The 17,098-nt window shown below is 59.1% G+C and carries 13 protein-coding genes and 2 tRNA genes; 9 read left to right on the forward strand and 6 right to left on the reverse strand.

Features of this window, described 5'->3' with window-relative positions; translation table 11 throughout:
- The first annotated feature begins 23 nt into the window (after nt 1-23).
- Nucleotides 24-108, forward strand: a tRNA-Leu gene (locus PHS32_RS10745).
- A gap of 113 nt (nt 109-221) precedes the next feature.
- On the opposite strand, the gene rimO is transcribed toward PHS32_RS10745, so the two are convergent.
- From rimO to PHS32_RS10760, 3 genes are all read right to left on the reverse strand, one after another.
- Entirely contained in the window at nt 222-1,616 is a 1,395-nt protein-coding gene (gene rimO / locus PHS32_RS10750; RefSeq protein ID WP_301078945.1) for a 30S ribosomal protein S12 methylthiotransferase RimO, read from the reverse strand.
- A gap of 30 nt (nt 1,617-1,646) precedes the next feature.
- The gene (gene phaR / locus PHS32_RS10755; protein WP_301078946.1) at nt 1,647-2,180 is read right to left on the reverse strand and encodes a polyhydroxyalkanoate synthesis repressor PhaR; all 534 of its coding nucleotides are present in this window, start codon (nt 2,178-2,180) and stop codon (nt 1,647-1,649) included.
- A gap of 125 nt (nt 2,181-2,305) precedes the next feature.
- Nucleotides 2,306-2,382: transfer RNA gene (locus PHS32_RS10760), tRNA-Val, on the reverse strand.
- Between the two features lie 131 nt (nt 2,383-2,513).
- On the opposite strand from PHS32_RS10760, the gene PHS32_RS10765 reads away from it, so the two are divergent.
- The gene (locus PHS32_RS10765; protein ID WP_301078947.1) at nt 2,514-3,272 is read left to right on the forward strand and encodes a 3-hydroxyacyl-CoA dehydrogenase; all 759 of its coding nucleotides are present in this window, start codon (nt 2,514-2,516) and stop codon (nt 3,270-3,272) included.
- 79 nt (nt 3,273-3,351) lie between these two features.
- The gene (dnaG, locus tag PHS32_RS10770; protein ID WP_301078948.1) at nt 3,352-5,223 is read left to right on the forward strand and encodes a DNA primase; all 1,872 of its coding nucleotides are present in this window, start codon (nt 3,352-3,354) and stop codon (nt 5,221-5,223) included.
- Nucleotides 5,224-5,492: 269 nt separating this feature from the next.
- Here the strand turns inward: dnaG and PHS32_RS10775 are convergent, their stop codons facing one another.
- On the reverse strand, nt 5,493-5,843 hold the full coding sequence (locus PHS32_RS10775; RefSeq protein WP_301078949.1) for a hypothetical protein: 351 nt from the start codon (nt 5,841-5,843) through the stop codon (nt 5,493-5,495).
- Between PHS32_RS10775 and rpoD the strand changes: the two genes are divergently transcribed.
- The gene (gene rpoD / locus PHS32_RS10780) at nt 5,842-7,848 is read left to right on the forward strand and encodes an RNA polymerase sigma factor RpoD (protein WP_301078950.1); all 2,007 of its coding nucleotides are present in this window, start codon (nt 5,842-5,844) and stop codon (nt 7,846-7,848) included. The two genes, PHS32_RS10775 and rpoD, sit on opposite strands and share 2 nt — an antisense overlap.
- Before the next feature lie 60 nt (nt 7,849-7,908).
- On the opposite strand, the gene PHS32_RS10785 is transcribed toward rpoD, so the two are convergent.
- Nucleotides 7,909-9,087, reverse strand: a complete 1,179-nt coding sequence (locus PHS32_RS10785; protein ID WP_301078951.1) for a serine hydrolase domain-containing protein — start codon at nt 9,085-9,087, stop codon at nt 7,909-7,911.
- 235 nt (nt 9,088-9,322) lie between these two features.
- On the opposite strand from PHS32_RS10785, the gene PHS32_RS10790 reads away from it, so the two are divergent.
- Entirely contained in the window at nt 9,323-10,405 is a 1,083-nt protein-coding gene (locus PHS32_RS10790; RefSeq protein WP_301078952.1) for a glycosyl hydrolase, read from the forward strand.
- 43 nt (nt 10,406-10,448) lie between these two features.
- Here the strand turns inward: PHS32_RS10790 and PHS32_RS10795 are convergent, their stop codons facing one another.
- Complete coding sequence (locus PHS32_RS10795) at nt 10,449-12,182, reverse strand: long-chain fatty acid--CoA ligase (protein WP_301078954.1); 1,734 nt, start codon at nt 12,180-12,182, stop codon at nt 10,449-10,451.
- Between the two features lie 377 nt (nt 12,183-12,559).
- On the opposite strand from PHS32_RS10795, the gene PHS32_RS10800 reads away from it, so the two are divergent.
- The 4 genes from PHS32_RS10800 (at nt 12,560) to PHS32_RS10815 (ending at nt 16,806) form a co-directional block, all read left to right on the forward strand.
- On the forward strand, nt 12,560-13,594 hold the full coding sequence (locus tag PHS32_RS10800) for an amino acid ABC transporter substrate-binding protein (RefSeq protein WP_301078955.1): 1,035 nt from the start codon (nt 12,560-12,562) through the stop codon (nt 13,592-13,594).
- A 130-nt stretch (nt 13,595-13,724) separates the two neighbouring features.
- A complete protein-coding gene (locus PHS32_RS10805; RefSeq protein WP_301078956.1) occupies nt 13,725-14,900 on the forward strand; it encodes an ABC transporter permease subunit in 1,176 nt (391 codons plus the stop codon).
- A 12-nt stretch (nt 14,901-14,912) separates the two neighbouring features.
- Complete coding sequence (locus tag PHS32_RS10810; protein WP_301078957.1) at nt 14,913-16,016, forward strand: amino acid ABC transporter permease; 1,104 nt, start codon at nt 14,913-14,915, stop codon at nt 16,014-16,016.
- Nucleotides 16,017-16,062: 46 nt separating this feature from the next.
- Nucleotides 16,063-16,806, forward strand: coding sequence for an amino acid ABC transporter ATP-binding protein (locus tag PHS32_RS10815; RefSeq protein ID WP_301078958.1), 744 nt, complete (start codon nt 16,063-16,065; stop codon nt 16,804-16,806).
- Nucleotides 16,807-17,098 lie beyond the last annotated feature (292 nt).

Consider the following 17,098-nt stretch of genomic DNA (forward strand, 5'->3'; position numbering starts at 1 on the left):
ACAATATCTCTCTTTCCTGAGATGCCCAGGTGGCGGAATTGGTAGACGCACTAGTTTCAGGTACTAGCGAGTAACTTCGTGGGGGTTCGAGTCCCTTCCTGGGCACCAATATAAATGAAATCCGATCCTCTTTGATGAAGAATTTCGGATGTTTCTTGACAAAAAGCCGCTGCACGTCGAGCGGCTTTTTTGTTGCTCTGAAATATTTCAAACAAGGCGATTCAAATGGGCTGAGCCACCAGATCGTGCCCCTGCGTTCCCACAACGCGGGCTTTGGTGAACTCGCCGACTTTCAAGGTCTTGCTGATTTTTTCTGGCGGCAGCAGTTTCACCACGCCATCAATCTCGGGTGCGTCGGCGTAAGACCGGCCAACAGCGCCTTTTTTACCCAGCCCTGGCGCCGAATCGACCAGCACCTGCATGGTGGCCCCTATGCGCTGCTGCAAGCGGGCCACCGATACCGACTCGGCCACCGCCATGAAGCGGGCGCGCCGCTCTTCCCTCAGTTCGAACGGCAGCATGCCGGGAAGGTCGTTGGCGGCGGCGCCCGCCACCGGGCTGTAGGCAAAGCAGCCGGCACGGTCAATTTTCGCTTCCCGCATGAAATCGAGCAGATGTGAAAACTCTTCTTCGGTCTCGCCCGGGAAGCCGGCGATAAACGTGCTGCGCACCACAATCTCGGGACAAGCCTCACGCCAACGCTGAATCCGTTCCAGATTTTTCTCGCCGCTGGCCGGACGCTTCATGCGCCTGAGTACCTCCGGATGGCTGTGCTGCAGTGGTACATCCAGGTAAGGCAGCACCTTGCCCGTCGCCATCAGGGGTATCACCTCGTCCACGCTGGGGTAAGGGTATACATAATGCAAACGCACCCAGGCGCCATACGGCTCCGCCAGGTCGCCCAAGGCCTGCACCAGTTCCAGCATGCGGGTCTTGATCGGCTTGCCGTCATGGAATCCGGTACGGTATTTGACGTCCACGCCATAAGCCGAGGTATCCTGGCTGATCACCAGCAACTCCTTGACGCCGCCCTCAAACAGAGCGCTTGCTTCCTTCAGCACATCGCCAATCGGCCGCGACACCAGATCGCCGCGCATCGAAGGAATGATGCAAAAAGTGCAGCGATGGTTGCAGCCTTCACTGATTTTGATGTAGGCGTAATGTCGGGGCGTCAGCTTCACGCCCGCCACCCCGAATGAATTGGGCACCAGGTCAAGAAAAGGGTCGTGCGGCCGGGGCAAGTTGGCATGCACCGCATCCATCACCGCCTGCGTTGCCTGGGGGCCGGTGACGGCCAGCACACTGGGATGCAGTTGCCGCACCAGATTGTCACCATCCTGCGCTGTTTTGGCGCCCAGACAACCCGTCACGATGACTTTGCCGTTGGCGGCCAGGGCCTCACCGATGGCGTCCAGGCTTTCCTGCACCGCCTCATCGATGAAACCACAGGTGTTGACGATCACCAAGTCGGCACCTTGAAACGTCTTGGAGGTTTGATAACCCTCGGCACTCAGTTGCGTCAGTATCAGTTCAGAGTCAGTCAGAGCCTTGGCGCAACCGAGGCTGACGAAACCAACTTTGGGTGCGCTTTCATTTTCTTTAATCACTTGGTTCATGTAACCGTTGTTCCAGTATTCACTCTTCGGTCAGCGTTTGATGCCGAAAGCCCCGAGCATCTGACCGGTCTGTTTTTGCATCTGCTCCTGCATTTGGGCCAGCAGGCTCCTGGACTGCTCCAGGCTGCCACCCATCATCCCCTGCAGCACAGGCGACTGGAGGGTCAAAAACTGCGTCCACATCTCAGGCGTCAATCCTTTCGACTGCTCGCTGAATTTGGCCTGAACTTCCATCAGGGACTGCATGTTCTTCTCCAGATACCCACCCATCAATCCCTGCATGGCATGACCATAGAACCGGATCACACTGGCCAGCACCGGCGCAGTAAACATGGGCGAACCGTTTGACTCTTCTTCCAGAATGATTTGAAGCAGGATGCTGCGGGTAATGTCTTCTCCGGTCTTGACATCGCGCACCACAAACGGTTCACTGTCCATCACCAATCGCTTGACTTCCGCCAGAGTGATGTAGTTTGACGTATCGGTGTCGTAAAGCCGCCGATTGGGGTATTTCTTTATAACGCGCTGCCCAGCGCCTGTCTTGTCAGCTTTCGTGCTTTGCATGTGGACTCCTTTGGCCCAGAGCCAGGCCGAAAAAATGTATTGCACTGCAACACATTTTATGGAGTACTCCTGCACAAGACCCCCAAGGTTTACCCTGAGGATGAATGAAGACAATAGTAGAAAATTGGTAGGCGCGATTGGACTCGAACCAACGACCCCCACCATGTCAAGGTGGTGCTCTAACCAGCTGAGCTACGCGCCTAAGGATTGTCCGAGAGGGCGAAGTATAGCAGCAAGCTTGGCACCCTGCTTCGAGACCCAATGAAAAAAAATGAAAGTGCATGCGCGATAATTGACGTTTACGTTAACGTCAATTGTGGATTGGAGATCAGTATGGACATTGCAGGCAAGGTATTCATCGTCACGGGTGGCGCGTCGGGTTTGGGCGAAGGCACCGCCCGCATGCTGGCGGCCAACGGCGGCAAGGTGGTCATCGCCGACATGCAGGCGGAGAAAGGCGAGGCCATTGCCCGGGAAATCGGCGGCGCTTTCGTCAAGTGCGATGTCAGCCAGGAAGCTGATGCGCAGGCCGTGGTGGCGAAAGCCCAGTCGATGGGCAAACTGATGGGTTTGGTCAACTGCGCCGGTATCGCACCGGCAGAAAAAACAGTCGGCAAGAACGGTGCGCATAGCCTGGCTGTGTTCAGCAAATGCATTACCGTCAATTTGATCGGCAGCTTCAACATGATCCGCTTGGCAGCCGACGCCATGTGCAAGAACGAACCGGAAGCGACGGGTGAGCGTGGCGTCTTGATCTCCACGGCTTCCGTGGCGGCCTACGACGGCCAGATTGGCCAGGCGGCTTACAGCGCCTCCAAGGGCGGCATCGTCGGCATGACGCTGCCGATCGCGCGCGATCTGGCGCGCAACGGTATTCGCAACATGACCATTGCGCCCGGAATTTTCGGCACGCCCATGATGTTCGGAATGCCCAAGGAGGTGCAGGAATCGCTGGCCGCCAGCGTCCCCTTCCCGTCGCGCCTTGGCACGCCGCAGGATTACGCCAAACTGGCACGGCACATTTTTGAAAACGACATGCTCAACGGCGAGGTGATCCGCCTCGACGGTGCCATTCGCCTGGCACCGCGTTAAGGCTATTGCGGGGCCTCCGTCATCGGGCGCCCCGCATTCCAGACGGCGATAGAGGTGGGTCTGCGCCACAATAGCGCCCGTGAGCATTCCCCAAACCTTCATTCAAGAACTGATCGCACGCGCCGATGTGGTGGAGATCGTCGGGCGCTATGTGCAGCTCAAAAAAGGCGGCGCCAACTTCATGGGCTTGTGCCCTTTTCACGGCGAAAAATCACCTTCCTTCTCGGTCAGTCCATCGAAGCAGTTCTACCACTGCTTTGGGTGCGGCAAGAACGGCAATGCGATCGGCTTTTTGATGGACCACGCCGGCATGACATTTGTCGAGGCCGTCAAGGATCTGGCTCAGCAATACGGCCTGCAGGTGCCACAGGACGATGTCAGCCCGCAGGACCGAGCCCGCGCGGCCGAGCAGCGGCACAAACAGACCACCTTGAACGAGGTGCTTGAAAAAGCCGGCGACGCCTATAAAAAACTCCTGAAAGAGTCCAGTAAAGCGAAGGACTACTTGAAGGGCCGCGGCCTGTCCGGCGAAATCGCCCGGCAGTTCGGCTTGGGCTACGCGCCGGCCGGCTGGCGCAATCTGGCCAGCGTTTTCCCGAACTATGACGATCCCTTGCTGGTCGAAAGCGGGCTGGTGATCCTGAACACGGAGGCGGGCGAGGAGGAAAAGCGCTACGACCGTTTTCGCGATCGGGTGCTGTTTCCGATCCGCAACGTCAAGGGGGAGTGCATTGGTTTTGGTGGCCGGGTGCTCGGCGACGACAAGCCCAAATACCTCAACTCCCCCGAAACACCGGTTTTCAGCAAAGGCCGTGAGTTGTATGGCCTGTTCGAGGCTCGCAACGCTTTGCGTGAACATGGCTATGCGCTGGTGACCGAGGGTTACATGGATGTGGTGGCGCTGGCCCAACTTGGCTTCCCGAACGCCGTCGCGACCTTGGGCACTGCCTGCACGGCCGAGCATGTGCAGAAGCTGTTTCGCTTTACCGATTCGGTCGTGTTCAGTTTCGACGGCGATGCAGCTGGTCGGCGAGCAGCACGCAAGGCGCTGGACAGCGCCCTGCCCTTTGCCACCGATGTGCGCAGCGTCAAATTCCTGTTTTTGCCTGCCGAGCACGACCCCGATAGTTTCATCCGGGAATTTGGTCAAGAGGCCTTCGCACGCTATGTGAGCGAAGCCGTTCCCTTGAGCCGATTCTTGATCGATGCCGCCCGAGAAGGCTGCGACCTCGGTAACGTGGAAGGCCGCGCCCACCTGGCCAGCAGCGCCAAGCCTTTGTGGATGGCCCTGCCCGACGGTGCCCTTAAACGGCAGTTGCTGGTGGAAATTTCGAATCTGGTGCAACTGCCCAGCCGCGAGTTGCTTGACCTGTGGACTTCCAGGCCCGTCGGAAGTAGCGCCGAAAGATCAGGACGCCCCGCATCGAGCGAGCGCCCAACGCCTGAATACAGCGGCTACAAGCGTTTCGAGAATAGTGCGCCCCGGCCGCGCTTGACCGGCCGCCCATGGCCCACCAGCCGGGCCGATCACGCCACCCGCTTGCTGCTCGGCAACATGCTGGCGCTGGAGCTTCTGTCGGCCGAGGATCACACCATGCTGTGCGAGCTGCCGGCGCCTCACGGCCCCTTGTTTGCCTGGCTGGAAAGCCAGTTGCATGAACACGGCGCCCAACCCTGGGTTGCACTGCGCGAAGGGCTGCGCGGTCATCCGGCCGAGGAAATTGCCGTTCGACTCATGACCGGCTACGAACTCGGCGTCACCGACGAGTCCGATGCTTCGCTCAGTGAACTGCGAAACCTGCTCAACCGCATGTTGGTCGAGCGGCTGAAAATTCAGGAAACCGAGGCCATCCACGCCGCCAAATTCGATCCAGCGGCAGTCCATCGTTACCGTGAGCTACAGACCCGTCGACGCCAGATCGAGTCGGTACTGTCGAGCAGTCCGGATTGACCGGCAAGCACTGGAATTGATTTTCAGCAAGTTCGAGGTATAATCCAGAGCTGATTGACGGCAAGAGCGACAGCAGCACCTCCGGGCCAGGCCAACCGATGACAAAGCTCACAACCGGCCACCTTACCGCAAGGACTGCACACCAAATGTTCGCCCGCACATCTTGCCATTGGAAATTCTTTTCCTCCGCCATCCCCTCCACGCCGGTCGTATGAGGCGCTTTTCATTCTGTCTGTTTTTTTGAAATTCTGAGGTTTTTACATGCCTGCTCAAAAGTCGAAGAAGCCTGTCAAGTCTGTTGCAACGCCCGTCGTCAAGGCCTCGGCCAAACCGGCTCCAAGATCGGCTCCGGCCAAAGCCGCTGCCAAAACCGCCCTAAAGAATACTGAATTGAGAGTCAAAACAGTGCCCGCTTCCGAACCTCGCAGCAAAACTCCAGCCGCTGAAATCACTAAAACTGCCGCCGCCCCCGCGGCGGCCGAAGTTGTACTCAAGAAAAAGCCCGGGCGTCCGCCCAAAACCGCGTCCGTCGAATCCGATGCCGTGCCGACTGGCGGCGCCAAACGTGGTCGTAAACCAAAAATTGCGGCCACCGCTGATGGCCTGGACAGCTCGGACATGGCCGACATCGAAGCCGATTTGGTGGGTGAGCCGGTAGTCACCGGCGAAAAGGTCAAACCCCTGCGCATGAAAATCAGCAAGGCCAAAGAGCGCGCGCTGATGAAGGAGTTTGGCCTGGACGAAACGGTGCTGTCCGAAGAAGACATCGCCAAGCGCCGCCTGCGCCTCAAGGCGCTGATCAAGTTGGGGAAAACACGCGGCTACCTGACGCATGGTGAAATTTCCGATCACCTGCCCGACAAGCTGGTCGATGCCGAAACGCTGGAGGTCGTGATCTCCATGCTCAATGACATGGGCGTGGCAGTCTATGAGCAAACGCCGGACGCCGAGACGCTGCTGCTCAACAACAATGGCCCCACCGCCGCCACCGAGGAAGAAGCCGAGGAGGAAGCCGAGGCGGCACTGTCCACCGTCGACAGCGAATTCGGCCGCACCACCGATCCGGTGCGCATGTACATGCGCGAAATGGGCACAGTGGAACTGCTCACGCGCGAAGGCGAAATCGAAATTGCCAAACGCATTGAAGGCGGCTTGATGGCCATGATGGAAGCCATCTCGGCATCCCCGGCCACGATTGCCGAAATCCTGCGCCTGGGCGAGGACATCCGCGAAGGCAAGGTCGTCATCACCACCATCGTGGACGGTTTCTCCAACCCCAACGAAGCCGACGATTACGTGGCAGAGGAAGATTTCGACGAGTTCGATGCGGCCGACGATGATGACGGCAAAGGCGGTTCCAAAGCACTGACGAAAAAGTTGGAGGAACTTAAACGCGAGGCCCTCAGCCGCTTCGACCGACTGCGTGAGCTGTTTGAAAAAGTTCACAAAATCTATGACAAGGAGGGCTACGGCACCCCCAACTATGTCAAGACGCAAAAGCTGTTGAGCGAAGAGCTGATGTCGATCCGCTTTACCGCCAAGGCGATTGAAAAGCTGTGCGACATGGTGCGTGCCCAAGTCGACGACATCCGCAAGAAGGAACGCGAACTGCGCCGCATCATCGTCGACAAGTGCGGCTATCCGCAAGAACAGTTCATCGCCAACTTCAGCGGTCGCGACAAGCATGGCAACAAGGTGCCAAGCCAGTTGCTGAACCTCAAATGGATAGAGAAGCAGACCACCCTGGGCAAGCCCTGGAGCGCCATCATGGGGCGCAACATCCCGCCGGTGCAGGACCTGCAACAAAAGCTGACCGACCTGCAAGCCCGCGTGGTGGTGCCGCTGGACCAGCTCAAGGACATCAACAAGCGCATGAACGAAGGCGAATCTTCATCGCGTGCGGCCAAGAAGGAAATGATCGAGGCCAATTTGCGGCTGGTCATCTCGATCGCCAAGAAGTACACCAACCGCGGTCTGCAATTCCTCGACTTGATCCAGGAAGGCAACATCGGCCTGATGAAAGCGGTGGACAAATTTGAATACCGTCGCGGCTACAAGTTCTCGACCTACGCCACCTGGTGGATTCGCCAGGCCATCACGCGCTCCATTGCGGACCAGGCCCGTACCATCCGCATCCCGGTGCACATGATCGAGACCATCAACAAGATGAACCGCATCAGCCGCCAGCATCTGCAGGAGTTTGGCTTCGAGCCCGATGCCAGCGTATTGGCCGAGCGGATGGAGATCCCGGAAGACAAAATCCGCAAGATCATGAAGATTGCGAAAGAGCCGATTTCGATGGAAACGCCGATCGGCGACGATGACGACTCGCACCTGGGCGACTTCATCGAAGACAGCGCCAACACGGCGCCCATGGAAGCAGCGATGCAGGCCGGTTTGCGCGACGTCGTGAAAGACATTCTGGACAGCCTGACACCGCGCGAAGCCAAGGTGCTGCGCATGCGTTTCGGCATCGAAATGACCAGCGATCACACTCTGGAAGAAGTGGGCAAGCAATTTGACGTAACGCGTGAGCGCATCCGCCAGATTGAAGCCAAGGCACTGCGCAAGCTCAAACACCCCTCGCGCTCCGACAAGCTGCGCAGCTTCACGGACAACCTGTAAGGCCTGTCCACTCCAGCCGGCCGCAAAGCGCGCCAGCGTCAGGAAAATGACGCTGGCGCTTCAATCCAACAGCGTGGCGTACACCAGATCGCGAAACAGCCTGCGGTAGTACTCACGCTGGTTGGGCGCCTGCAGCATCAGACAGGCGAACATATCGGCTGCCGGATCGACGAAAAAGGTGGTGCCGGCCATGCCACCCCAGAAATAGGTTCCGACCGACCCCGGCTCCGACGCTATGCCGAGCTCCTTGCGCACCGCGAAGCCCAGACCGAAACCGTGTCCCGGGGGCAGCAGTTCGCTCGATGCGCCACTGTTCACCGGGATATTCCCCAGATGGTCGGCGGTCATGAAGGCTACCGTTCTTGAACCCAGCAGGCGCACACCGTCGAGTTCGCCTTTGTTCAGCATGAATTGCAGAAAGCGCGCGTAATCGATCGCCGTCGAAGCCAGTCCACCGCCACCGGACTCCAATGCGGCGTCTTCCCGTACATCGATCACCCGCATCTGCACCCCTCCCTCGGGGTCTCTGGCAAAAGGCTCGGCGATGCGCGAGTAACATGGCTGCGGCACACAGAACCAGGTTTCCAGCATCCCCAGAGGCTTGAATATCTGCTCCTGCAAATAATTGCCCAGGGTCTGCCCGCTGAGCACCTCCACCAGGCGACCCAGCACATCCGTGGCGCGACTGTATTCCCACACCGAACCGGGCTCGAACATCAGCGGCAGGGCCGCCAGCTGGTGCGAAAACTCGGCATTGCTGCGCTCGCGCGAACCGATCCTGCTCTGTGCATATTGCCGCTGCACGGACGAACTGCCCATGAATTCATAGGTCAAACCTGCCGTGTGGCGCAATAAATCCTGGATCGTCGCCGGCCGTCGCACCGCCTGCAATTGCACCACCCCATGCACCAGATGGGCCACTTTCTGCGCGCCGTACTCCGGCAGGTACTTGGCCACCGGATCGCTTAACAGCAGTTGCCCCTGTTCCATCAGCATCATGACCGCCACCGACACAATCGGCTTGGTCATGGAGTAAATACGAAAAATGGCATCCCGCGGCATCGGTGTAGCGCTCGCCGGATCGAGCGCTCCCAGGCCTTCATACAGCACCATTTTCCCGTGCCGGGCCATCAGGGCAACGGCGCCAGGCAGGCGCTGTCTATCGACCTCGGCCTGCAGTACGTCGAGCAACCGCTGCATGCGCTGCGGGCACAGTCCCACGCTGTGCGGTGACGCCATTGGCAACGCCAACCTTGATCGAGAGTTTCTGGCGCTCATGAGAATGTTCCATGGATAGAAGTCAGACCCCAATTTTCTCCTGAAAATCGAAAGTCAGGACACTTTCAGCACGACCGATTCCGGTCCCTGGCAAGGCGCTCAAGAAACCATGCCAAGTTTCGGCATGGCACGCGGTGCGTCGGTCGCCATAGCGGTCCCGCCCTAATATACTGGGTGTCGAATAGCCTGCAACCCCATGAAACTATCGGCAAAATCAAAGTGCGGACTGGCGCGTCTGTCCCTGTCCCTGTCCCTGTACCTGCTGGCCACCCTGGGTCTGACCAGCCACGCCACGTCCGAACTTGGCACCGGCCAATTCCGGGGGCGCGACAAGATGAAAGAGTTTCTCTACAGCCCTTACCTTGACATCAATGTCCCTCTTCAAGCCGAGTCGGGGGCCAGCGCACCTTCATCCTCCAGCGCCATCGCGCCCCGGGCCGAATGGGCGGCAACAGCCTTGCCGGACGACGTCAAATTTTTGACACTGGCGTTCGCGACCGGTGAATGCGGCAGCGAGCGATGGAATGGGCGGGAAGCACAAACAGTGGCCGATTCGAGCCTCAAAGCGGTTCAGCGCGCGGGTATCGGCTACGTCATCTCGACCGGCGGAGCGCAAGGCGTTTTCACCTGCGCTAGCGAGCAAGGCATGGAGAAATTCATTGCGCACTACAACGCCAGGCAGTTGCTGGGCTTTGATTTCGACATCGAGGCCGGTCAATCCGCACTGGTCATCGCAAGCCTGGTGGAACAGGTGCGCGGCGCCATGCAACGTCATCCCCAACTGCGCTTCAGCTTCACGCTGGCGACCCTGTCTTCCACGGACGAAGACCAGGCCAGCTTGAACCAGCACGGCGCCTTGGTGATGAAAACCATTGCCAATGCCGGGCTGAACAATTACTTCATCAACCTGATGGTCATGAACTACGGCGAAGCAAAGCCCGACAACTGCATCGTTGAGAACGATCACTGCGACATGGCGGCGTCGGCGATTCAGGTGGCGCAAAATTTCAGCCGCGAATACGGGGTTCCGATGCAGCGCATCGAACTGACCCCCATGATTGGCGTGAACGACGTGGTGAAGAACGTTTTTACGCTGGACGACGCGCGATCATTAAGCCGGTTTGTGCGCACCAATGGGCTTGGTGGCCTGCACTATTGGTCGCTCGGTCGCGACCGTCCGTGTGCGCTAAACATGAACGCCGTGTCGCCGACCTGCAGCAGCCTGTCGGGTCCTGGCCGGTTCGAGTTCAACCAGACGTTCGCCATCGATTCGCGCTAGGACCGGTGTCCAATGCGGTTTTCGCAGGACCAGCAGACCACAACTACGAGCGCTCGGCTTCCTGCAAAGTCCGCCACATCACCTTGCCGGCGCCGCTCTTTGGCAAGGCGTCGACAAATTGCACCACGCGCGGCACTTTGTAGACCGCCATGTTGGCACGACACCATTCGATCAGGTCCTGCTCGCTCAGCTCGCCTCGATGCGACGGTCGCAGCACCACCACCGCCTTGACCGACTCACCGCGATAACTGTCCTTGGTGCCAATAACGCAAGCCTCCTGCACCGCCGGATGGCGGAACATCAAAGCCTCCACCTCGGCCGGCCAGACCTTGAAGCCGGAGGCATTGATCATGCGCTTGAGCCGGTCGGTCAGAAAAAAGTAACCGTCCGCATCAACCCGGCCGAGGTCACCGGAGCGAAAAAAACGTTTCCCTTCAAACTCGATGAAAGCCGCCTGCGTGGCCTCTGGCCGCTTCCAGTAGCCTTGAAAAACTTCCGGGCCGTGGATGATGATTTCGCCCTGCTCGCCGGTTGGCAGCTCGCGCAAGGTATCGGGGTCTATCACCCGGGCGTCGGTGCTCATGAAGGGGATGCCCAGGCACTGCTGTTTCGGCGCATCGGGCGGATTGCTGTGGGACGGTGCCGCCGTTTCGGTCAAGCCGTAGCCTTCCACGTAACGCAAACCGAATCGCTCAAGCAGGCGCTGCGCTATCGCCTGCGGCATGGCGGCGCCGCCACCGCCGATGTAGACCAGGCTGGACAGATCGTAGCGCTCGAAGTTGGGACTGCCCAGCAGATCGATCACCATGGTCGGGATATTGGTCCAGTGGGTCACCTGCCAACGCGATATCAGGCGCCCGGCCAGTTCGCGGTCCCAGCGCGGCATCATGACCAGCGTGGCGCTGCCCCGAATAGCGGTGTGCATCACGCTCACCATGCCGGTGATATGAAACATGGGCACCACCGTGAGCACCACGTTTTCAGTCGAACCGTTGCCCCACAGGCTGCTGGCGATCGCGTTGTGCATGATGCTGGCATGGGTGTGCATGCAGCCCTTGGGCAGGCCCGTGGTGCCGCTGGTATAGGGCAGGATGGCCAGATCGGCCGGCCCCACGGTCAGCGGCGCCGCCGTGGCGATGACGCCCAGCGCCGCGTCCCAACTGTGCACCTGGCCATCCTGCAAAGCGGGTAGCGCGTGGCGCGTCAGCAGCCAGTCGGCCCAGGCCGCCGGCGGCGCATCGTCGCCCGACACGCTGGCGTCGAACGCATCGGTGAAATGGGTCACCAGCAGGTGCGCCAGTCTTTGCCCCGGCGCCAGCGCATCACTGGCGCGTGCCAGTTCCGGCGCCAGATCGGCCGTGGTGATCGCTACCCTGGCGTCCGGGTCGACGATGTAGTGCTTGAGTTCTTCCAGCCGGTTCATGGGGTTGACCGGTACCACCACCGCATTGGCACGCAGAATAGCAAAATGCGCGATCACCAACTGCGGACAGTTTTGCATATCGAGCAGCACGCGGTCGCCCTGTTTGACCCCCAGCCCCTGTAGCCAGGCAGCCAGTCGCTCGGCTTTTTCCAGCAACTCGGCATAACGGACGACGCGCCCAAAAAAAACCAGCGCCGCCTTCTGCGGGTAGCGGCGGGCACTGGTCTCCAGGTTGTCCCACAAAGAGGTGGCCGGCACGGTGATGGAATGCGGCAGCCGCGCCGGCCAGAAGCGGTGGTGTGCCCGAACGCCCCGTTTGACCCCGGGAGCCGGAGAACTGGAAATTTGGTCCATAAATAAAAATGCTTTCCTGATGTGACCTGGGAAATTGCGAAGAATTCACGTGCCAAGAGGATAAGTGACCAGGCCCCCACCTGCCGCGCCCAATGTCACCGCCGGGACCGGTTTGGCAGAATCCGGGGGCTCAGGACAGGGGCCGACGGACTGGCTCTGGGGTGATCGTCGTCACGCATTTGGCACGCATCCTGCTTGAGGTCTGGGAGCATAATATTCAAAGGCGGATTAGCTTATGAAGTTTTTGCCTGCTCTGCAAGAGTAAACCCCGATGCCTGCGCCATCTTGGTGCTGCTAAAGTTCAGCCCTCGGGAGGTCCCCGATGGTGGCCGTGTCCGTCGACTTTTTGATCCAACTTTTCTACTGGAGTAACGTAAATGCATTCGAATAAATTGAAAACCATGGTCGCCATGGTGGCTGCCATCGGCGCCGTCATGGCCGCCCCGGCCCATGCCGGCAAGACCCTGGACGGTATCAAGGCGCGTGGTCAAGTCGTTTGCGGTGTCAATGCTGGACTGGCCGGCTTCTCTGCCGCCGACTCTGCCGGCAAGTGGTCGGGACTGGATGTCGATGTCTGTCGTGCGCTGGCAGCGGCCACTTTGGGTGACGCCGAGAAAGTCAAATACGTGCCCCTGAATGCCCAACAGCGTTTCACCGCTCTGCAATCGGGCGAGGTCGACGTACTGGCACGCAACACCACCTTCACACTGACCCGTGACGCTTCCCTCGGACTGAGTTCGACCGTCGTGAACTACTACGATGGACAAGGCTTCATGGTACCGGTCAAAAGCAAGATCAAAAGCGCCAAGCAACTCAAGGGACAAACCGTTTGCGTGCAATCGGGCACCACCACCGAGAAGAACCTGACCGACTTTTCCAAAGCCAACAAACTGGGCATCAAACCGGTCGTGTTCGAGCAGCTTCCGGCCACCGAGAACGCCTACTTCACTGGCCGTTGCGTCGCCTATACGACGGATGCATCCGGTCTGTCGTCGACCCGCGCCAAAGTGGCCAAGGATCCTAAAGAACACGTCATCCTGCCCGAGCTGATCTCCAAGGAACCGCTCGGCCCCATGGTGCGTCGCGGTGACGACGAATGGTTTGCCATCGTCAAATGGGTTCAGTACGGCTTGCTGGAAGCGGAAGAATACGGCGTCACCCAGGCCAATGTCGACCAGATGAAGTCCAGCACCGACCCCGTGATACAGCGCCTGCTGGGTGGCGGCAATGAAGACACCGGCAAGTTGCTGGGTCTGGACAAGGAATGGCTGGCCCGCGCCATCAAGGCGGTCGGCAACTACGGCGAAAGTTTCGAGCGCAACGTAGGCCCCAAATCCCCGCTCAATCTGCCGCGTGGCGTGAACAACCTGTGGAACAAGGGCGGCCTGATGTACGCCTACCCGATCCGCTGATTCACGGACTGCTTTCGAGTTGATCAAATAAGCGCTGCCGGTACAGACAGGATGTACCGGCAGCGTTATTTTTGGCCTTCCTCCTGTTTCCTCCCTGCTTCTCAACGCCCTTCTTTCAGAGCGCCAACACATGACCCCCAAGCCCCCACCCAGAAAGAAAAACTGGTCCTGGCGCAGTCAGGCCTTCCGCGGTTTGATCTACCAGTTGCTGGCGATCGGACTGATAGTCGCCGCCGTCTGGTTTCTGGCGCACAACACGCTGCTCAACATGAAAATCCGCGGTATTCAGAGCGGATTCGATTTCCTGAGCGGCCCGGCCGGCTTCGATATCGGTGAAAGCCTGTACCCGTTCGACTCCTCGCAACCCTACTGGCAAGCCTTTCTGGTGGGTCTTTCGAACACTTTGCGGGTGGCGATCCTGGGCATCATTCTGACCACCATTTTGGGCACCCTGCTGGGCGTCGGCCGCTTTTCACGCAACGCCTTGGTGCGTGGCCTGTGCTACGCGTACGTCGAGTTTTTCCGCAACGTACCGGTGCTGTTGCAGTTGCTCATGTGGTATTTGCTTTTTACCGAGGCGCTGCCCGCCACTTCCGATGCCTGGACCTTGGGCCCGCTGTTTCTGAGCAAAGGGGGTTTGAGTTTTCCGATCCCGGTTTGGGCCAGCGGCCATCTGTGGTCCATCGTTGGCCTGCTGCTCGGAATCTTCCTGGCGGTCATCTACCGACGTTGGGCCTTCAGGCAATTCGAGGCCACCGGCCAGCTCAGAAGCATGTTCTGGACACCGGTTGCCATTTGTCTGCTGAGCGCCGTGCTGGGATGGCTGGCGGGAGGGGCGCCAAGCGCTTTTGATTCCCCCATCAAGGGCGAGTTTGCGATTGAAAAAGGCGGCTCGCTGACGCCCGAGTTTCTCTCGGTCCTCCTGGGTTTGACGATTTACACGGCCTCCTTTGTCGCCGAAGTGGTGCGCTCCGGTATCCAATCGGTGGCGCGCGGCCAAAGCGAAGCGGCCGCCGCGCTGGGCCTGAGCCCTGGCCAATCGATGCGCCTGGTGACGCTGCCGCAGGCCTTGCGGGTGATCATTCCGCCCATGACCAACCAGTTCCTGAACCTCACCAAAAACTCCTCGCTGGCGGTTGCGATCGGTTATCCGGACATTGTGTCCATCACCAACACGGCGCTGAACCAGACCGGCCGCGCCGTCGAATGCATTGCCATCGTCATGCTGGTCTACCTGACGACCTCGCTGACCACTTCATTGCTGATGAACTGGTACAACAGCCGCGCCGCGATCAAAGAACGCTGACACCCACCCATCATGACTGCACAGACTTTCCGAAGCATTGCGCCGCGCCCGGCGCCGGTTCAATCCGAAGGCGTCATCGCCTGGCTACGCATCAATCTTTTTGCTGACTGGATCACCACCTTGATGACCCTCGTGATTGGCGCGGCTCTTTTGTATCTGATCCCTCAATTCCTGAGCTGGGCCTTGCTGCGCGCGTCCTGGGCCCCCAACTTCAATGCCTGTAGGGTGGAGGGCGTTGGCGCCTGCTGGGGCGTGATTGCCGAGAAACACCGTCTCATCCTGTTCGGGCGCTACCCGTTTGAGGCGCAATGGCGGCCGCTGGTGGCGACCCTGCTGATGCTGGGCCTGCTGGCAGCTAGTTGCACCCGCGCCTTCTGGCGGCCCGGGCTGCTGGTTCTGTGGGTCGTCGTTCTTTCGCTGTTTTTCACCTTGATGTCGGGTGGCGTGCTGGGCCTGAGCAAAGTCGAGACCGATCGCTGGGGCGGTTTGCCGCTGACCATCCTGCTGGCCTCCCTGTCCCTGGTGATGGCTTTTCCGATAGCCTTGGCGGTCGCGCTGGGACGTCGCTCCAACCTGCCGGCCATCAAAACCTTCTGCACCATTTATGTCGAGCTGATCCGTGGCGTGCCACTGATTTCGGTGCTGTTCATGGCCTCCTTCATGTTCCCGCTGTTCATGCCGCAAGGCTTCACCATCGACGTGCTGATTCGCGTGCTGGTCGGCATTACGCTGTTTGCGGCAGCCTACATGGCGGAAGTGATTCGGGGCGGCTTGCAGGCCATCCCCAAAGGTCAAATCGAGGCCGCGGCGACGCTGGGCCTGTCGTACTGGCAAACCCAGCGAAAAATTGTCTTGCCGCAGGCCCTGGCCATGGTGGTGCCCAGCATCATGAACAATTTCATCTCGACCTTCAAGGACACGTCGCTGGTGACCATCGTCAGCCTCTACGAACTCACAGGCGCCCTGTCGCTGGCCATCAATTCGGATTCGGACTGGCGGCCGTTCAAGATCGAAGGCTACCTTTTCATCGCCATGATCTATTTCATCTTTTGTTTTTCCATGTCCCGCTACAGCATCTGGGTGGAGCAACAAGTCAACAAAAGCAAGCTGCGCTGAACCCGGCAGCCGTCGACCTCGCAAAAATTTTTTTTATCAGATCATCATGTCAGAACCCATCATCAAATTTGAAAAGCTGAACAAGTGGTACGGCAACAACTTTCACGTGTTGCGGGACATCGACCTGAGCGTCACGCCCGGTGAGAGGATCGTCATTTGCGGCCCGTCCGGCTCCGGAAAATCGACCTTGATCCGCTGCATCAACCGGCTTGAGGAACACCAGGAGGGGCACTTGTTCGTGGACGGTGTCGAGGTGACGGACGATGTCAAGGCAATCGACGACATCCGCAAAAAAGTGGGCATGGTGTTCCAGCAGTTCAATCTGTTCCCGCACCTGACGGTGCTTGAGAATCTGACGCTGTCGCCAATGTGGGTCGGCAAGATGCCGAAAAAGGAGGCTGAAGAAAAAGCCATGCTCCAGCTCCAGCGTGTGCGCATTGCGGAGCAGGCAAGCAAATACCCGCTGCAACTCTCGGGCGGCCAGCAGCAACGGGTGGCGATTGCGCGGGCGCTTTGCCTGACGCCCAAAATCATGCTGTTTGACGAGCCCACTTCCGCCCTTGACCCGGAGATGATCAAGGAGGTGCTGGACGTGATGGTGGAGATGGCCAGCCAGGGCATCACCATGCTGTGCGTCACCCACGAGATGGGGTTCGCCAAGGCGGTGGCCGATCGGGTGATCTTCATGGACCAGGGCCAGATCGTCGAGCAGAACAACCCGCACGACTTCTTCAACAACCCGCAGAACGAGCGCAGCAAGGACTTTCTGTCGAAAATTCTGGGGCACTGAAGCACTGCGGTAATTTGATCGCTCCGAAATTCACGACACCGTTCCAGCCAAGCCTGCCTGATGCAGATGGCTTTCGCAAGTCAAGAACCGAGGCTCAAGCGTCTGTGGCCCGAGGGCGCTGGGGTGAGTGGCTCCACGAATGTCACCCGGCCTGCGGCCTCCTTCTTTACAGGGACTTCCCACATAGTCAAGTAGCGGCTTTTGGTTTTGGTTTTCTTTCTCGATAAACGGTATTCCTGCATTCGCGTGCTTTGAAGCGGCGGTAAAACTCGGAACAGACTGCAACATCTAC

Origin of the sequence: Rhodoferax sp. (assembly GCF_028714215.1) — a bacterium.
Lineage (GTDB): Bacteria > Pseudomonadota > Gammaproteobacteria > Burkholderiales > Burkholderiaceae_C > Rhodoferax.

What these genes read in the sequence shown, in the direction of transcription:
- rimO (WP_301078945.1), bottom strand. Translation starts at nt 1,616, where the DNA reads ATGAACCAAGTGATTAAAGAAAATGAAAGCGCACCCAAAGTTGGTTTC.
- phaR (WP_301078946.1), bottom strand. Translation starts at nt 2,180, where the DNA reads ATGCAAAGCACGAAAGCTGACAAGACAGGCGCTGGGCAGCGCGTTATA.
- PHS32_RS10765 (WP_301078947.1), top strand. Translation starts at nt 2,514, where the DNA reads ATGGACATTGCAGGCAAGGTATTCATCGTCACGGGTGGCGCGTCGGGT.
- rpoD (WP_301078950.1), top strand. Translation starts at nt 5,842, where the DNA reads ATGGCCGACATCGAAGCCGATTTGGTGGGTGAGCCGGTAGTCACCGGC.
- PHS32_RS10775 (WP_301078949.1), bottom strand. Translation starts at nt 5,843, where the DNA reads ATGTCCGAGCTGTCCAGGCCATCAGCGGTGGCCGCAATTTTTGGTTTA.
- PHS32_RS10785 (WP_301078951.1), bottom strand. Translation starts at nt 9,087, where the DNA reads ATGGCGTCACCGCACAGCGTGGGACTGTGCCCGCAGCGCATGCAGCGG.
- PHS32_RS10790 (WP_301078952.1), top strand. Translation starts at nt 9,323, where the DNA reads ATGAAACTATCGGCAAAATCAAAGTGCGGACTGGCGCGTCTGTCCCTG.
- PHS32_RS10795 (WP_301078954.1), bottom strand. Translation starts at nt 12,182, where the DNA reads ATGGACCAAATTTCCAGTTCTCCGGCTCCCGGGGTCAAACGGGGCGTT.
- PHS32_RS10800 (WP_301078955.1), top strand. Translation starts at nt 12,560, where the DNA reads ATGCATTCGAATAAATTGAAAACCATGGTCGCCATGGTGGCTGCCATC.
- PHS32_RS10805 (WP_301078956.1), top strand. Translation starts at nt 13,725, where the DNA reads ATGACCCCCAAGCCCCCACCCAGAAAGAAAAACTGGTCCTGGCGCAGT.
- PHS32_RS10810 (WP_301078957.1), top strand. Translation starts at nt 14,913, where the DNA reads ATGACTGCACAGACTTTCCGAAGCATTGCGCCGCGCCCGGCGCCGGTT.
- PHS32_RS10815 (WP_301078958.1), top strand. Translation starts at nt 16,063, where the DNA reads ATGTCAGAACCCATCATCAAATTTGAAAAGCTGAACAAGTGGTACGGC.